At 62.3% G+C, this 15310-nt stretch carries 21 protein-coding genes and 1 pseudogene; all 22 read left to right on the top strand.

Annotated features, from left to right (window positions below):
• The first annotated feature begins 31 nt into the window (after positions 1 to 31).
• The 22 genes and pseudogenes from ACVWYP_RS24520 (at position 32) to ACVWYP_RS24415 (ending at position 15273) form a co-directional block, all read left to right on the top strand.
• Complete coding sequence (locus ACVWYP_RS24520; RefSeq protein ID WP_370143599.1) at positions 32 to 1597, top strand: AAA family ATPase; 1566 nt, start codon at positions 32 to 34, stop codon at positions 1595 to 1597.
• A gap of 61 nt (positions 1598 to 1658) precedes the next feature.
• A complete protein-coding gene (ssb, locus tag ACVWYP_RS24515) occupies positions 1659 to 2267 on the top strand; it encodes a single-stranded DNA-binding protein (protein WP_028340915.1) in 609 nt (202 codons plus the stop codon).
• A gap of 115 nt (positions 2268 to 2382) precedes the next feature.
• Complete coding sequence (locus ACVWYP_RS24510) at positions 2383 to 2778, top strand: hypothetical protein (protein WP_028340916.1); 396 nt, start codon at positions 2383 to 2385, stop codon at positions 2776 to 2778.
• Positions 2778 to 3128 (top strand): hypothetical protein, encoded by a 351-nt coding sequence (locus ACVWYP_RS24505; RefSeq protein ID WP_028340917.1) that lies wholly within the window; start codon positions 2778 to 2780, stop codon positions 3126 to 3128. Before ACVWYP_RS24510 ends, ACVWYP_RS24505 begins: the two co-directional genes overlap by 1 nt.
• A complete protein-coding gene (locus ACVWYP_RS24500) occupies positions 3106 to 3693 on the top strand; it encodes a hypothetical protein (RefSeq protein ID WP_172647852.1) in 588 nt (195 codons plus the stop codon). The genes ACVWYP_RS24505 and ACVWYP_RS24500 overlap by 23 nt, the downstream gene beginning before the upstream one ends.
• Positions 3690 to 4637 carry a radical SAM protein gene (locus ACVWYP_RS24495; protein WP_456684153.1) on the top strand — a complete coding sequence of 316 codons (948 nt, stop codon included), beginning with the start codon at positions 3690 to 3692 and terminating at the stop codon, positions 4635 to 4637. The genes ACVWYP_RS24500 and ACVWYP_RS24495 overlap by 4 nt, the downstream gene beginning before the upstream one ends.
• Before the next feature lie 211 nt (positions 4638 to 4848).
• Positions 4849 to 5526 (top strand): DNA polymerase III subunit epsilon, encoded by a 678-nt coding sequence (dnaQ, locus tag ACVWYP_RS24490; RefSeq protein ID WP_370143602.1) that lies wholly within the window; start codon positions 4849 to 4851, stop codon positions 5524 to 5526.
• A 14-nt stretch (positions 5527 to 5540) separates the two neighbouring features.
• The gene (locus ACVWYP_RS24485) at positions 5541 to 6497 is read left to right on the top strand and encodes a YqaJ viral recombinase family protein (RefSeq protein WP_456684152.1); all 957 of its coding nucleotides are present in this window, start codon (positions 5541 to 5543) and stop codon (positions 6495 to 6497) included.
• A 15-nt stretch (positions 6498 to 6512) separates the two neighbouring features.
• Positions 6513 to 7238, top strand: coding sequence for a trna delta -isopentenylpyrophosphate transferase (locus ACVWYP_RS24480; protein WP_304495119.1), 726 nt, complete (start codon positions 6513 to 6515; stop codon positions 7236 to 7238).
• A 273-nt stretch (positions 7239 to 7511) separates the two neighbouring features.
• Positions 7512 to 8006: a hypothetical protein gene (locus tag ACVWYP_RS24475; RefSeq protein ID WP_370143604.1), complete on the top strand. Its 495-nt coding sequence runs from the start codon at positions 7512 to 7514 to the stop codon at positions 8004 to 8006.
• Positions 8007 to 8447 (top strand): hypothetical protein, encoded by a 441-nt coding sequence (locus ACVWYP_RS24470; RefSeq protein ID WP_370143605.1) that lies wholly within the window; start codon positions 8007 to 8009, stop codon positions 8445 to 8447.
• Positions 8444 to 8593, top strand: a complete 150-nt coding sequence (locus tag ACVWYP_RS24465; RefSeq protein ID WP_194483221.1) for a hypothetical protein — start codon at positions 8444 to 8446, stop codon at positions 8591 to 8593. Before ACVWYP_RS24470 ends, ACVWYP_RS24465 begins: the two co-directional genes overlap by 4 nt.
• Positions 8583 to 8843: a hypothetical protein gene (locus ACVWYP_RS24460; RefSeq protein WP_370143606.1), complete on the top strand. Its 261-nt coding sequence runs from the start codon at positions 8583 to 8585 to the stop codon at positions 8841 to 8843. The genes ACVWYP_RS24465 and ACVWYP_RS24460 overlap by 11 nt, the downstream gene beginning before the upstream one ends.
• Positions 8840 to 9169: a hypothetical protein gene (locus tag ACVWYP_RS24455; RefSeq protein ID WP_370143607.1), complete on the top strand. Its 330-nt coding sequence runs from the start codon at positions 8840 to 8842 to the stop codon at positions 9167 to 9169. The genes ACVWYP_RS24460 and ACVWYP_RS24455 overlap by 4 nt, the downstream gene beginning before the upstream one ends.
• A complete protein-coding gene (locus tag ACVWYP_RS24450) occupies positions 9166 to 9606 on the top strand; it encodes a hypothetical protein (protein WP_370143608.1) in 441 nt (146 codons plus the stop codon). Before ACVWYP_RS24455 ends, ACVWYP_RS24450 begins: the two co-directional genes overlap by 4 nt.
• Complete coding sequence (locus tag ACVWYP_RS24445) at positions 9606 to 9839, top strand: hypothetical protein (RefSeq protein WP_456684151.1); 234 nt, start codon at positions 9606 to 9608, stop codon at positions 9837 to 9839. The genes ACVWYP_RS24450 and ACVWYP_RS24445 overlap by 1 nt, the downstream gene beginning before the upstream one ends.
• 31 nt (positions 9840 to 9870) lie before the next feature.
• A complete protein-coding gene (locus tag ACVWYP_RS24440; RefSeq protein WP_370143610.1) occupies positions 9871 to 10374 on the top strand; it encodes a hypothetical protein in 504 nt (167 codons plus the stop codon).
• Between the two features lie 198 nt (positions 10375 to 10572).
• Positions 10573 to 10902: a hypothetical protein gene (locus tag ACVWYP_RS24435; RefSeq protein WP_304495111.1), complete on the top strand. Its 330-nt coding sequence runs from the start codon at positions 10573 to 10575 to the stop codon at positions 10900 to 10902.
• Between the two features lie 30 nt (positions 10903 to 10932).
• Positions 10933 to 14365, top strand: a pseudogene (locus ACVWYP_RS24430) (adenosylcobalamin-dependent ribonucleoside-diphosphate reductase).
• Positions 14365 to 14661: a hypothetical protein gene (locus tag ACVWYP_RS24425; RefSeq protein ID WP_456684321.1), complete on the top strand. Its 297-nt coding sequence runs from the start codon at positions 14365 to 14367 to the stop codon at positions 14659 to 14661. The pseudogene ACVWYP_RS24430 and the gene ACVWYP_RS24425 overlap by 1 nt, the downstream one beginning before the upstream one ends.
• Positions 14564 to 14893, top strand: coding sequence for a DUF6197 family protein (locus ACVWYP_RS24420; protein ID WP_456684150.1), 330 nt, complete (start codon positions 14564 to 14566; stop codon positions 14891 to 14893). The genes ACVWYP_RS24425 and ACVWYP_RS24420 overlap by 98 nt, the downstream gene beginning before the upstream one ends.
• Entirely contained in the window at positions 14890 to 15273 is a 384-nt protein-coding gene (locus tag ACVWYP_RS24415; RefSeq protein WP_456684149.1) for a nucleoside triphosphate pyrophosphohydrolase family protein, read from the top strand. The genes ACVWYP_RS24420 and ACVWYP_RS24415 overlap by 4 nt, the downstream gene beginning before the upstream one ends.
• Positions 15274 to 15310 lie beyond the last annotated feature (37 nt).

Here is a 15310-nt window from a genome sequence, read left to right as displayed (position 1 = left end):
TGTCATCACTGCACATGGAGCAGCTACGAGAATGCTAAGCGAGAAGCACGCCAGGGGGATCGAGGACAGAGGCCTCACCAGCGAAATGGCGGTGGATATGGGGACCTTCAGCGGGCGTCTCTCGCGAGATTCGCAGGACAACCTCGTCGTTCTGCCGGATGAACGCGGCAACGTCCTCTGCTTCCCCTACTACGAGCACGGCGTCGAGGTGAACTGCAAGTACCGGTGGGCGCAGGATGGCGAGCGCCGGTTCATGCAGAAGAAGGGCGCCGTAAAGACGCTCTACAACGCCGACGTCCTCCTCAACGAGGACACGATGGCACGCCTGGAAGCCGGCACGGACTCGCTGATCTGGGTCGAGGGTGAGTTCGACGCTCAGGCCGGCAAGGAGTCCGGCTACGAGACGATCGTGTCCGTCCCCGATGGCGCACCCCCTGCCCGCGACAAGAACGGCAACCTGATCGATGTTCCGGACGACGCCAGCGATGTCGATCCCGAGGACGACGACAAGTTCTCGTTCATGGTCCGTCACATGCAGCGGATCATGGCGGTGAAGTATCACATCATCGCAACCGACGCCGACGAGCCCGGCCGCCGGCTGGCGAAGGAGCTGGTCAGGCGCATCGGCCCCGCCAAATGCTTCTGGGTCCAGTTCCCGGATGACGAGGTGGTGCCCGACAAGAAGACCGGCGAGCTGCGAGCGTGCAAGGATCTGAACGAGGTCAAGAAGTACCTCGGCGCGGAGAAGGTGCGCGAGCTGATCGAGAACGCCAAGGAGTGGCCCGTCAAGGGTCTCTTCAAGCTGTCCGACTATCCGGAGATCGCGATCCCGGAGATGGTCGAGGCCGGCATCTCGAAGGAGCTGGACGAGAAGATGAAGTTCTACCAGGGACAGTTCATCGTCTGCACCGGCATCCCCAACGTCGGCAAGTCGACCTTCATGAACCAGGTCGCGGTGCGACTGGCCATGAGACACAAGTGGCCGATCGCGATGTTCTCCGGCGAAAAGTCGGTGAAGCCGTTCCTGGCCAACGAACTGATGACCGCGTTCCTCGAAAAGGAACGGGCTGCGTGGTCGAATGAAGAGCGGAAAAGAGCCGAGGCATTCGTCGAGCGCTACTTCTACTTCATCGACTACGACGAGAATGACGACACCGAGGTCGATCTGGACTTCGTGCTCGACAAGGCCGCGGCAGCCGTCTTCCGCTACGGCGTGAAGATGCTGATGATCGACCCTTGGAACGAGCTGGAGCACAATCGACCCAACTCGCTGTCGCTGACCGAGTACGTCGGCAAGGCGATCAAGAAGATGAAGCGGTTCGGCAATCGGTTCGGTTGCGCGACCTGCGTTGTAGCGCACCCGACCAAGCTGGAGGGCAAGATGGTCCCCGGGCTCTACAACATCTCGGACTCGGCGCACTGGGCGAACAAGCCGGACCTCGGCATCGTGGTCCACGCTATGCGTCCAGACGAGGCGCCGAACGAACGAACCATCTTCATCCCGAAGGTGCGTCTCAAGCGCATCGCCGGCAACACAGGCTCGGTCGACGTCGGCTTCAACGAGAAGACCGGCCTCTTCACGAAGCTAGATTTTTGATTCCTCACTTGCACGAATGCAAATGGAATGGTAATGCAAACGCAGAAAAGGAGACGACGACATGTCAGTTAACAAGGTGACCCTGCTGGGACGTCTCGGGAAGGACCCCGAGATCCGCCGCATGCAGAACGGCAACGAGGTCGCGAACCTCAGCGTCGCGACGTCGGAGCGCTGGAAGGACAAGCGCGACGGCGAGATGAAGGAGAAGACGGAGTGGCACAACGTCGTCGTCTTCAACGAGCACACCATCAAGTTCATCGACAAGAACTTGGCGAAGGGTGATCAGGTCTATCTGGAAGGCAAGATCCAGACCCGCAAGTGGCAGGACCAGAGCGGCGCCGACCGCTACTCGACCGAGATCGTGGTCCCGCAGTTCGCTCAGTCCGACGCATTCCAGAAGATCTGGGAGCGCGATGGCAACGGCGGCGGTGGCAACCGTGACAACGACGACCGCGGCAATGACCGAGACGGCGGTGGCCGCTCGTCGAGCCGTGATGATCGCGGACGCGATGATCGTGGTCGGGACGATCGTGGCTCGTCGAGCCGCAACCGTGACGATGATCGCGGTGGCCGCAACGACGACCGTGGCGGCAGCCGCGGTGGCAACAGCAGCCGCTCCTCCGCTCCGGCGCGCGGCAACGACAACATGGATGATGACATCCCGTTCTAAGAGCTGAGCTTCCCCGTTGAGCGGGGAAAATCGAGGGGCGCCCTGTTTTGGTTCGTGCGTGCCAGGGCGCCCCTTTTCGCGTCATTCCAATTGCTTGAATGCAAACTGAGGTCATATGAGAGATCCGTTCTTCACCACCGTGCTCCCCTTCCTCGCTGACGACCTGGCCGCCCGCGGCGGCATCCAGATCGCCGACTGCAACTGCCCGCCCGATGGTCCGTGCCTCGGCCTCGAAGACATGCCTGAGGTCGTCGTGATCGTCCAAGCGATGAACGATGACGACTTCGACGATGGCTCCGGCGCGGCCGAGCCGCCGTACGACCCGTTCGACGACAACTTCGACGATGACGATGACTTCGAAGACGACGACGTGATCAGCGAAGAGGAGTTGGCCGCGATCGAGCGCGAAGAGAACCGTCAGGCGGTCGACCATCTCGGCGGTGTCATCGACAACATGGTCTACATCGTCGGCATGTACACGTCCCTCGTCCAGAACAAGGTGGGGGCGTGATGTCCGACACCGAAACCACAGTTCTCGACATCTCGCCGGGCGCGCTGTCCGACTATTACGACTGGCTGAAGCAGGCCGCTGCCGGCGACATCCTCGTCTACTGGACCGGCCACCTGCAGATCGACCGCCAGGTTGAGATCCCGGAGACCGATGTCCTGCGCACCGTCGAGCGCATGAACATCGCGCAGCTGAACGTCATCGCTGACCGCATCCTCAAGGATGCCCGCGAGGGGCAGATCCTGCTCTCGCAGAAGCGGGTCCACTACGGCTGCTACGAGTACCGGGCAACGCGACGCCGTCAGATGTACGGCAACGCTGCGGTGGCGAATGACCAACTCGTCCCCGCTTGAGGCGCGCATCCAAGCGCTCAGCTGGCTCGCCCATGGTGGCGAGCTGGCGTGGGCCCTGAAGGGCGAGAAAACGCGGCACAGCGATGTCATCTGGCAGCTGCTCGTCGAGGCCGTCGAGGTCATCGACAAGACGCCTGACCAGGAGCGTCGCTGGCTGACATCGGGCCAGCGCTCCGGCGGCTGGAACATGATCGGCATGTCCCGCGCCGAGCTGGTCGAGATCGAACGCATTCGTCTCTTCAGCTCGATGAAGCCCTTCGATGGCGCGGCGAAGTACTCGCCTCAGCGAAACGACACCGACCGTGCCCTCGGTGTCCTCGACTGGATGCGCTGGTGCAACGCAGCTCGTCTGTCCGATCGGCTCACCAAAGCCGCCATCGCACTCGCTCGCGGAGGCGACTCCGAGCTGGTTCACAAACTCTACTGCCCGACGAGGAAATCCCACGACCGGCAGACTGTCTACGAAATCCGAACCCGCACGACCGGCTTCATCATGGCCGGCCTGAAGAGAGATCTCTGCATCGTCCCATCGGACGGCATCAGCTTCAAGGAAATCACCTCGTGAGACCTGCCTGGGATAACGTTAAGCGGATCGACGACGCCGCACAGAACGTCGCCAAGTTCGTGTTCGACAACGGCACCGCTGTCGCGGAGTCGGTGCTCTACAAGTACCCGGACTACGCCACCCGCACCGTGATCTGCTGCTCCACGCAGTCGGGCTGCCCGGTTGGCTGCCGCTTCTGCGGGGCCGGCGACAACTTCGTGCGGTCGCTGACCGCCGACGAAATCATCGCTCAGGTCGAGCACTCGATCGAGCAGACCGGCATCCAGGCGTCCGAGATTAAGCGCCTGCAGATCATGTTCATGTCGATGGGCGAGCCGCTGCTCAATCCGAAGGGCCTGGTCCCGGCGCTCCGTCAACTGTACCGGCTGTATCCGAACGCTGCGCTACTGATCTCGACCTCGGCGCCGATGATCAACTATGAGTGGGTTCGCGAGATCTCGATGGAGATCCCGACCATCGGCCTGCAGTTCTCGGTCCACGAGTCGACCGACGCTGCCCGTGACGCGCTGGTCCCCTTCAAGAAGAAGCTGAACCTGTTCCAGATCGCCACCGAAGGCATGATCTGGCACGAGGTCACCGGCCGCAACCCGTTCTTCAACTACTGCGCTCACGACGGCAACTCCTCGATCGAGGACGCCGAGCGCCTCTGGGGCCTGTTCGATCCACTGATCTGGAACGCAACCGTCAGCGTGGTCTGCGAGCGGTCTGAAGGCATGCCGGCGACCAATGAGCACCAGCGTTCGCTGGCCTCTGACTTCAGCCTCAAGCTGGTCGAGCGCGGCTACGACGTCCGAGTGTTCGATCCGGCCGGTCAGGACACGATCGGCGGCGGCTGCGGTCAGCTCTGGTTCGTTCAGAAATGGATGCAGGACCACCCCGATCTCGCTCGCCCGAGCATCGGACGTGGCCTGCCAGTCGTCCACGCGCCCACCAATGCCGCGTAGCCCGGAGGTCACCGACGCCTTCGGCGAGACGTGTCCACGAGGCATGTCTCTGCCGGCTGGAGGCGTCGTTCATCGTCGGCTCCCGCGAGCAGGTGGAGCTGTCGATCTCAGCCCTCCTGGACTCGTCGCAGACGCTCGCCGATCGGCTGCGAGACCAGGTGTTCGCCCAACTTCGTGACGACGGGATCGACCCGATCACCCGGAGATCGTTTTGAGAGAGATCATCATCGACACCGAAACCACGGGCATCGAGCGCAAGGTCGACCGCATCGTGGAAATCGGTTGCGTCGAGATCAACAACTGGCTGCCGACGGGGAAGACGTTCCACAAGTACGTCAACCCCACGCATCCGGTTCACAGGGAGGCGTTCGCTGTCCACGGGCTCAGCAATGAGTTCCTGAAGACGAAGCCGACGTTCAAGCGGGTCGTCAACCAGTTCCTCACCTTCATCGGTGATGCGCGGCTGGTGGCGCACAACGCTCCCTTCGATCTCGGGATGATCAACGACGAGCTGGACCGGCTCGATATGCCGCCGCTCCAGAACGAAATCGTCGACACCCTGGAGCTGGCGAAGGCGAAGCGTCCGCGTGGCCGTCACACCCTCGACGGTCTCTGCTCGGCCTTCAACATCGATACCAGCAGGAGAAAGCTGCACGGCGCCCTGCTCGACGCCGAGCTGCTGAGCGAAGTCTACGTCGAGCTGCGCGGTGGCCGCCAATACGGCCTCTCGCTGCTCGGCGAGAAGGAAGAAGTCACCATCGACAACCTACCCGCTGCGCGCCAGCGGCCCGTTCCTCTGCCGTCCAGGCTGACCGACGAGGAGCGGCGGCTGCACGCGGCCTTCGTCGAGACCCTCGGCGAGAAAGCCATCTGGCGGGAATACCGCTGAACAGGAGAAGTGAGATGCAGTTTCTACGTCGTACCCGCCACCTCGGCATGAGCGATGAGGCCCGCGCTGCCCGCATGACGTCCCTCGGTGGATCGGATGCGCGCATCATTATGTCTGGCGACCTGATGGCGATCGAGCGTCTGTGGCGCGAGAAGCGCGGCGAGCAGGAGCAGGAGGACATGTCCGAGATCCTGCTAGTCCAGATGGGTAACACGACCGAGCAGCTGAATGCTGACTGGTTCGAGTTCCAGATGAACCTGGCCGTGACCAACGAGCAGGACAAGGTCTTCTACAAGGACTGGGACAAGGCTCACGCGACCCTCGACGGACTCGTTCGCAAGGCGGACGACGCTCCCGTCATCGCGATGGTCGAGTTCAAGTTCATGATGCCCTTCGGCTTCGACAAGCAGAAGGCCTACGACAAGTACTACGCGCAGTGCCAGCACAACATGATGGTGATGGACCTGCCGCTCTCGTACCTGTCGATCATCACCGGCGCCGCCCAGCACGTCGTCATGGAGGTCGAGGCCGACATCTTCTACCAGGCCAAGATGCTCCAGGCCGAGCAGGACTTCTGGGATTGCGTCCAGACCGGCCGCACGCCTGGCACGCCGACGATCTCGGTCCCGCTGCTCGAGAAAGTTCGCATCGCCGACATGAGCGGCGACAACGAGTGGTGCGACCTGGCTCAGAAGATGGTGGAGACCAAGACCTCCGTCGACGAGCACGAGAAGGCGAAGAAGGACATCAAGAAGAAGATGCCGCAGGACGCCAAGATCGCGTCCGGCAAGGGCGTGACGATCTCCTATTCGAGCGACGGCAAGATGCTCGTGAAGATCGACAAGGAGGCGGTCAAGCAGGCCGACAAGGACTCCGGCCGTCCCCTGCCCGAGACCAAACCGAAGGCGACCCGCTCCCGCAAGGCCGCCAACAGCAACGACAAACCCACCCCCGCGGCAGACGCCGCATAGTCACAGGAGAAAACCATGGCGCGAAAGAACCCGAAGCTCGACAAGATCTACGACGTCTTCGACAAGCATAAGGTCGATATCGATCGCGACTCGATCTGGGAAGTCCAGGGAACGCCCGTCGTCAAGCACAAGGACGTCGAGCGCCTCGGTGCCGCCATCGGCATCAAGTGGACGAAGCCTGAGATCCTGCGTGCCGAGCGCGACGAGGCCGTCATCCTCGTCATGGGCGAGGCAAACGGCAAGACCGAGTGGTCGATCGGCGAGGCCCTGATCTCGAAGGAGAACGAGGTCGGCGGCAACTACAAGGTCAAGGGCAAGATGGCGGCGTATCCGTACGCCATGGCGGAGAAGCGGGCGAAGGATCGCGTGATCTTGAAGCTGGCCGACCTGCACGGCGACGCCTACTCGTCCGAGGAAGCCGACGACTTCAATCAGGACCCCGGCAACAACCGGTCGAGCGACCGTCGCGACGATCAGCGTGACGAGCGCCGGCCGGCGGCCAACGACGATAAGGCTCCGGCTCGCGAGGCCTCCGTCACCGCGGAGGAAGGCAAGAAGATCGTGACGTTCTGGGTCGAAAAGATCGCCGGCATCGAGCGCACGAAGCAGGCGATGGAAATCGCTGCCGACAAGGGCTTCATCGAAGACATGAAGAAGCTCTCGTCGAACGGCGAGGCCTACGTCATGGGCAAGCTCAGCGACAAGTCGCAGGAGCTGAAGCGTGCGGCCCATGCCGGATAAGGCTGCGGCCTACATGCAGCTGGCCCTCTGGGGGATCTCACTCTCAGAGGGCCCGCCCTCCTCCCTTCGTCAGTGGTGGGCCGACGAACGGGCCCACCGCGAGGACTACGGCCTGAACGAAGAGCAAATCGAAACGCTCATCGAGGCATGCCGGGTGAAGGTCGAGCAGCTGCAGCGGGACGACAGGCCGAGACCCCAACCCAAACCGAGATCCACAAGCCAGCGGTCCCGGCAGGGATCACTGATCTGAGGTGACATGAAGAGAACCAACGCATGAGCGCGAGCAACAAGTCCAAGAGCAAGTGGATCCTCGTCCGCAAGGTCGACGGCCACCTGATCCCGCACGCCGCGTACGACGTGGAAATGTTCCAGTCGATCCCGGAGAACGTGCCGGTTCGGACCCAATTCGCTCAGCCCCGGAGCGGTCCCAGGCATCGCCTGTACCGGGTGATCCTGCGCATCGTGACCAACAACACCGATCTGTTCGCCAGCGAGGAGTCGCTGCACGACACGCTGCTGCTCGCCAACGGCGTCGTTCGTCCCGTCATGACCACGGCCGGCGAGATCATCATGATCCCCTCCTCCACGGCGTTCGACGCGATGGGCGAGGAAGACTTCAAGGCCTACTTCGACGCAGCTCTCGAAACCATCCAGAGCCACATCATCCCGGGCATCGATCTGGACGAGCTGCTCAAGGAAGCCAGGGCGCAATCGAATTACAAGGCCGCGAACGACAACGAAGAGCGGCGCAACGAGGAGGCCGCGTAAATGGCAAACCTGCTGAACAAGCTGTCCAATCTGGTCCGTGGCATCGGCAAGGGCGAGAAGCCGCAGGCCGTGGACTGGTTCGGATCGTATCTCGACGAAGACGGCATCGTCGCCGACGTGATCAAGCGCGTCCGCGAGGACGAGGTCGCGCTGAAGCGCTGGCTCGATCCGTGGAGCTGGAAGTTCCCGTTCACGCTCAGTCCGGTGCTGTTCAACCCTCCGCCGCCGGATCATGCCGGCTGCTTGGTGTTCGCGCACCGGGGCATCCGAAACTTCTACGGCCTCTGGCACGCTGACAATCCGCACACGGAGGCTCAGGACGTCGAGATCGAGGACGGCATCATCACCGATCCGCGGCACCCGGACAACTTCTCTGGCCGCATCGTCGATCGCGTCAAGGCGGAGCTGGCGATGCTCTATCCCCAGGCGGTGGCGGCGTGAAGTTCTATCGGCCGATCATCTGCGGCGAGACCGGGTTCTGGGGCGGCGCGTTCTGCTGCGTCGCCCCTTCGCTGAAGGCTGCCTTCAAGATGCTGGAGAGGCGTATCGCAGCCGGCAAGATCACCAAGGTGCCTTATGCACGCTGACGACATCGCCAGACAGTGCGTGGAGAACATCAACTTCTACACGCTCAACAAGATGCCCGCCGAGGAGGCTGGCATTCTGCTCACCACGCCGAAGGGATGGAAGGCTCCGCCCCGCTTTCCACGAGGCAGGCTCAACGTGGTCAAGCCTGACGGCACCAGGGTCTGGCACTTCAAGGCCATGAGAGTCCTCGCCTACCTGATCGGCAACAACCTCACCACCCTCAAGATCGAGATGAAGAGCCTGAAATGAGCGAGACAGAATCCCGCCCGTCCCACGCGGCGATCCACATGGCTGTCCGAAACATCCTGTTCAACGAGCTGGGCCTCAGCCGCGACGGCATCGAGACCTTGGTCCGCCAGGAGGTGACCGGCGTAACCGCCCAGCGCTTCCGCAACACGGACGAAGTGGAGAACTTCGTGATCCGCGCCATCAGCCATGTGGTCTGGGGCCACTGGAACCGGAAGAAACTTGAGAAGATGATCGAGGACCAGGTTAACGCTCGCGTCAAAGCGCACGTCAAAGAGCAGGTCGACGCCATCCTCAATAACAAGCTCAAGATCGAGATCAGCGCATGAACCCGAGATACCTTCCCATCACAGTCGACGGCAAGGTCGCCAGAGTCGTTGAGGAGTCCGGCGAGGTCGTCGAGGTAATCGGCCGCTGCCTCCGGATCTTCGGCAAGATCGGACGCTTTGGTCTCGACAGCACCGATCCAGCCGGCGGACCGACCAATGCTGCCATGTACCTCTCCGAGCTGGCCGACCTGCGTCACGCCATCTCGCAGGTCGAAAACTCGCTGACGGATTTCGCCAGGATCAAGGTCGGTAACACCGAACTGGTCTGGACGGACACGCTGATCCCCACGCAGGAGCTGCGTGAGCTGATCGGCGATGAGGACCACGCGAACGACAACGAGTTCAACTCCGCCAACAAGGTCATCCCGGTGTGCGCCGGACAATGGCATCGCGAAGGCCTGGAGTGGCGCTTCTACGTCGATCCGGAGTTGGACTGATGCCCAGACCTCGGTTGTCGAAAGCCCAGTTCCGGTTCATGGAGCAGTGGGTGCCCACCCAAAAGCACTGGCGTGAGACCGCCGGCTTCACGATTGGTGCCGTTGCCGCGACGAAGCGCGAGCAGGTCAGCTTGAACGCGCTGATCCGCAAAGGCTTCGCTGCTGTCGATGGCCAGTTCACTGAAGCCGGACTGTCGTTCTATCGGAGGAAAATAAAGCGTCTGGCCGCTTGACTGTTTGCATAAATGCAAATACGAAAAGCGCATGGACGCCACCCTCCCTCTCCCACCGCCGCCTGGCTTCAGAAAAGCGATCCCAGTCACGGTGAAGCTCAAGGTGGTGATCCGGCAGGACAGCAAATGCCCGTCCTGCGGTGAACGCCTGGGCAAGCTCGACGACACCGAGTTCGATCATGTCCCAGCACTGCAGCTGCGGTGCTGGGATCCAGTGGCGGAAGACACTGTGCCTCCAGCCAACGACGAGGAGCACATCTTCGCCAAGCACGTCGACTGCCACGCAGCCAAGACCTTCGGGTCGAAGGCGTCGAAGCGAGGGGCCGACGTGACCGAGATCGCGCGGACAAAGCGCATCGCCAAGGACACCGAAGAGTTTAGACGCCGCATGCTGGCGAAGGTCGATCCCGACGTGGAGGCGCCTCGCGAGAAGCGGCCCAAGCGGGCGTGGCCGAAGAGGCCGTTCCCGAAGAGAGGGAAAGATGAAGGCTCACGTTCGAGACATCAAGAAGGAAGCGCAGCAGCTGATGGATGATGGTGAGATAGACGAGTTCTATCTCGATCAGAACAGAAGACACTATGTGGTCCACTTCCGAGTCCGGACATCGTGGGCCCAGGTGCATTTCGCATCATCGCCGCGCACCCCGTACGTCACCAATTTCACCCGACAGCAGATCCGACGCCGCATTCGTTCTCTGCCTTGACGTTTGTTTGAATGCAAAAGGAGCACCAAGTGGAAGCAGCTACCGATATCCTGGGCGGCCTGATGAAGGCCTTCGCCTTCCTGGCCAGACCGAAGCCGGCACCCAAGCAGAAGTTCACCTACGAGAACTCCTACACCGCCATCCACGCACGGCGCCGGTTGACCAACGCCGAGAGCGCCGCCGTCGACTCATTGACCGATCAGCTGCGCGTGCTCGATCCGCGGAACGATGGTGATCGCATCAAGGAGATCCTCTCCGAGATCGGAAAGCTGCCGGTGAAGTTCGTCCCGCTCAAGCGCGAGACCCGCATCGATAACTCCAAGCGCTACCCGTACGCCTCGGCGAAGCGCGGCGGCTGAGTCCAACGTCAACGAGAAAAACAGTCCCTTATGAGAATCGACCGACTCTTCACTGCCGGCGTCAACTCGCCCTACGACAAGATCAAGTTCAAGCGGGCGACCAGCGAGATCAAGAACCCGGACGGCTCGATCGTTTTCCGCATGGAGAACATCGAGGTGCCGGAGCATTGGTCTCAGGTTGCCATCGACGTGCTCGCCCAGAAGTATTTCCGCAAGGCCGGCGTGCCGAACCACCTGGAGCCCGTCTACGAGGAGGGCGTGCCGATGTGGCTGTCGCGCCGCATCCCGAACCGCGCGTACTCGTCTCCCGACGCGGCCGAGAACGAGCTGACCTTCGGCTCCGAGACCTCAGCCAAGCAGGTGTTCGACCGCCTCGCCGGCTGCTGGACCTATTGGGGCTGGCAGAACGGCTACTTCGCCCCTGAGGGCACCAAGAAGGGCGACGCCTTCAAGCTGCGTGACGCTGAAGCCAACGCGCTCGCGTTCTTCGACGAGCTGCGCTTCATGCTGGCTCAGCAGATGTTCGCGCCCAACTCGCCACAGTGGTTCAACACCGGCTTGCACTGGGCCTACGGCATCGACGGCCCCGCCCAGGGCCACTGGTACGTCGCCGATCGCGATGTCGGCAACGGCAAGAACTACATGGAGTTCCGCTCCAAGAGCGCCTACGAGCGCCCGCAGCCGCACGCCTGCTTCATCCAGTCGATCGAGGATGATCTGGTCGGCGACGGCGGCATCATGGACCTGTGGACCCGCGAGGCCCGCCTGTTCAAGTACGGCTCCGGCACGGGCTCCAACTTCTCGAACCTGCGTGGCAAGGGCGAGAAGCTGTCCGGTGGCGGCCAGTCGTCCGGCATGATGTCCTTCCTCAAGATCGGTGACCGGGCTGCCGGCGCGATCAAGTCGGGTGGCACGACGCGGCGCGCGGCCAAGATGGTCGTTGTAGATGTCGATCACCCGGACATCCAGGAATACATCGGCTGGAAGGTTGAGGAGGAGAAAGAAGGTCGCAGCACTGGTGGCTGGCTCCAAGGCTGCCAAGAAGCACCTGAGCGCCATCTACGACGCCTGGGGCGAGAGCCGGGAGAGCCGGGAGAGCCCGAGCGTCAAGAGCGCTATCCGTGCGGCCCGTGCGGCGTTCCTGCCGGACAGCTACATCCAGCGCGTTCTCCAGCTCGCTGAGATGGGTCAGCCGTTCGACTTCCCGGAGTTCGACGTGGACTGGCAGTCTCCGGCTTACGAGACGGTGTCGGGTCAAAACTCGAACAACACCGTGTCGGTGACAGACGACTTCCTCAAGGCGGTCGATGCCGGCCACATGTGGCACCTGAAGTCGCGGACCACGGGCGAGACCGTCAAGTCGGTCCCTGCTCGCGATCTGTGGGATCAGATCTGCCGCGCCGCGTGGGAGTCGGCCGATCCCGGCCTGCACTTCAACACGACCATGAACGACTGGCACACCTGCCCATCTGGTGGTCGCATCCGCGCCTCCAACCCGTGCTCGGAGTACATGTTCCTGGACGACACGGCGTGCAACCTGGCCTCGGCCAACCTGCTGAAGTTCTACGGCAGGAACGTTCTGAAGACGGACGGCCCTTGGGAGTTCGACGTTGATGCCTTCATCCACGTCTGTCGCCTGATCCAGATCGTTCTGGAAATCTCGGTGACGATGGCGCAGTTCCCCTCCCGGGAAATCGCGCTGCTCTCCTACGAGTACCGCACCACCGGCCTCGGCTTCGCCAACCTCGGCGGCCTGCTGATGGCGATGGGTCTGCCGTACGACTCTCGCGAAGGTCGAGCGATGGCTGGTGCCATCTCTGCGATCATGACGGGCGTGGCCTACCGCACCTCCGCCGAGATGGCGCGGGAGCTGGGTCCGTTCGTCAAGTTCGAGGAGAACCGGGACGCGATGCTGCGTGTGATGGCCAACCATTACGCCGCGGCTGAAGCGGGTTCGACGCAGTTCGAGGGCCTCAGCATCTGTCCGCCTCGGCTGGACTGGGATGCCCTGCCCCAGACCGTGATGGCTGGCAAGGCCACGGCGATCTGGGCGGACGTGCTCGATCTCGGCATGCTCTACGGCTATCGCAATGCGCAGACGACCGTCGTCGCCCCGACCGGCACGATCGGCCTGCTGATGGATTGCGATACCACGGGCATCGAGCCGGACTTCGCGCTGGTGAAGTTCAAGAAGCTAGCCGGCGGCGGCTACTTCAAGATCATCAACCAGCAGGTCCCGGCTGCGCTCCGCAAGCTCGGCTACACGGAGACGCAGATCGACGCGATCTCGAAGTACGCCATCGGCACGGGCGTGCTGCCGTCGAAGTTCGACCTGGCCCTGCGGGCTGCGTCTATCATCATCCCGGAGGCCCAGGTCAAGTCGACGTTCGACATCCGCTTCCTCACGAAATGGAAGGAACTCGGGTTCACCGACGCCGAGCTGGAGAAGGCCAACACGGAAGTGTGCGGAACGATGACGCTGGAAGGCGCCCCCGGTCTCAAGCCGGAGCACTATCAGATCTTCGACTGCGCCAACCCGTGCGGCAAGCTGGGCACGCGGTTCATCGCGACCGAGGGTCACATCCTGATGATGGCTGCCGTTCAGCCGTTCATCTCGGGTGCGATCTCCAAGACGATCAACATGCCGAACACCGCGACCGTCGAGGACGTGGCGAAGGCATACCGGATGTCCTGGAAGCTCGGGCTGAAGGCCAACGCGATCTATCGCGATGGTTCGAAGCTGTCGCAGCCGCTCAGCTCCGCACTCGTCGACGACGAACCGACCGGTGACGAGCCGGCCGAGGCGCCGAAGACGCTGGTCCAGGTGGTCGAGAAGCTGGTGCGCAAGCGGGAAAAACTCCCGTCGAAGCGCGGCGGCTACACGCAGAAGGCAATCGTGGGTGGCCACAAGGTCTACCTGCGGACCGGCGAATATCCGGACGGTCGGCTGGGCGAGATCTTCATCGACATGCACAAGGAGGGCGCGTCCTTCCGGTCGATGATGAACGCCTTCGCCATCGCTGTGAGCCTCGGCTTGCAGTATGGCGTGCCGCTCGACGAGTTCGTCGACGCCTTCACGTTCTTCCGGTTCGAGCCCTCCGGGTTCGTCCAGGAGCACGACCGCATCCGGCAGGTGACGTCGATCATCGACTTCGTCTTCCGGGACATCGCGATCAGCTATCTCGGTCGCGATGATCTGGCCCACGTCACGCCTGAGGAGAGCAACCACACGGCGATGGGCACAGGCGTCGAGAAGCCGGTGACGGTGATCAACAACGTTGTGATCGCCGCTCCGGCCCCGGAGGAAAAGGAAATCGCTGACGCAGCTCCCGACAAGCGGGCTGTCGCCAAGATGTCCGGTTTCACCGGGGACGAGTGCGGCAACTGCCACAGCTTCACGATGGTGCGGAACGGCACCTGCCTGAAGTGCGAGACGTGTGGCGAGACGACCGGCTGCAGCTGATGCGCCTGTTCGTCGCCAAGAGGCACAAGCGCCTCTGGATCATCGACAAGGATACGGATCAGGCGGTCTACACGCCGCCTGATTTCGTGATCCTCCCGTCGAGAGTCCCAATGCACCACCTGGCGTACGACCTCATGAGGCTCGGCCGCCGCGACATCAGCCGGATTGCGTCATTCGAATGGGAGTTCAGCACGCGCAATGCACACCGAACTCGAAATTGTGGAGCGGTGCCTGTTGCTGTTCTCGAAGCCCGGACGGTGGACGCAAAAGACGTGCGCACGGGATCAACAGGGTAAGCCCTGCCCCGTGTTCAGCCAGGAGGCTCGCGCGTTCGACATCGAGGGCGCCATTCGCCGAGCGGCTGGCAAGGAAGACCGGGGCGCGTATGCGCGCTTCGTCAAGCTGATCAAGGATCAGCTCCACAAGCATCCGTTCGACTGGAACGATCAGTCGGGTCGCAACCAGCGAGACGTCGTCCGGATGTTCCAAGACCTCGCCGACGAACTACGATTCAAGGAGCAGACGTGAGCATCGTGAATACCAACATCGACACAAAGGAGCCGATCAGAGCCGAAGAGCTGATCCGTGGCTTCGACCTCTACCAGGCGCAGTCCATCAAGACGATCGCCTACGGCGACGACATGAAGCTCTGGTACCCGGCGCTGGGCCTCGGCGAGGCCGGCGAGGTCCAGAACAAGGTCAAGAAGATCTTCCGCGACGACGGTGGCATCCTCACCCCGAAGCGCAAGTCGGACATCGTCAAGGAGATGGGCGGAAACCTGTGGTATCTCGCTGCTCTCGCCCACGGCATGGGCATGAGCCTCGGCGATATCGCCCTCGCCAACATCATGGAACTGCGCGGGCGTGTCGATCGCGGCACACTGCAAGGAGATGGCGACGATCGTTGAGTTTCCTCTTGACGACCCGTTCGCTTGAATGCAAATA

The sequence above is a fragment of the Bradyrhizobium sp. USDA 3262 genome, assembly GCF_054060035.1.
The sequence above is the reverse complement of the archived record's forward strand: the minus strand, read 5'-3'. Positions and strand labels throughout refer to the sequence as shown.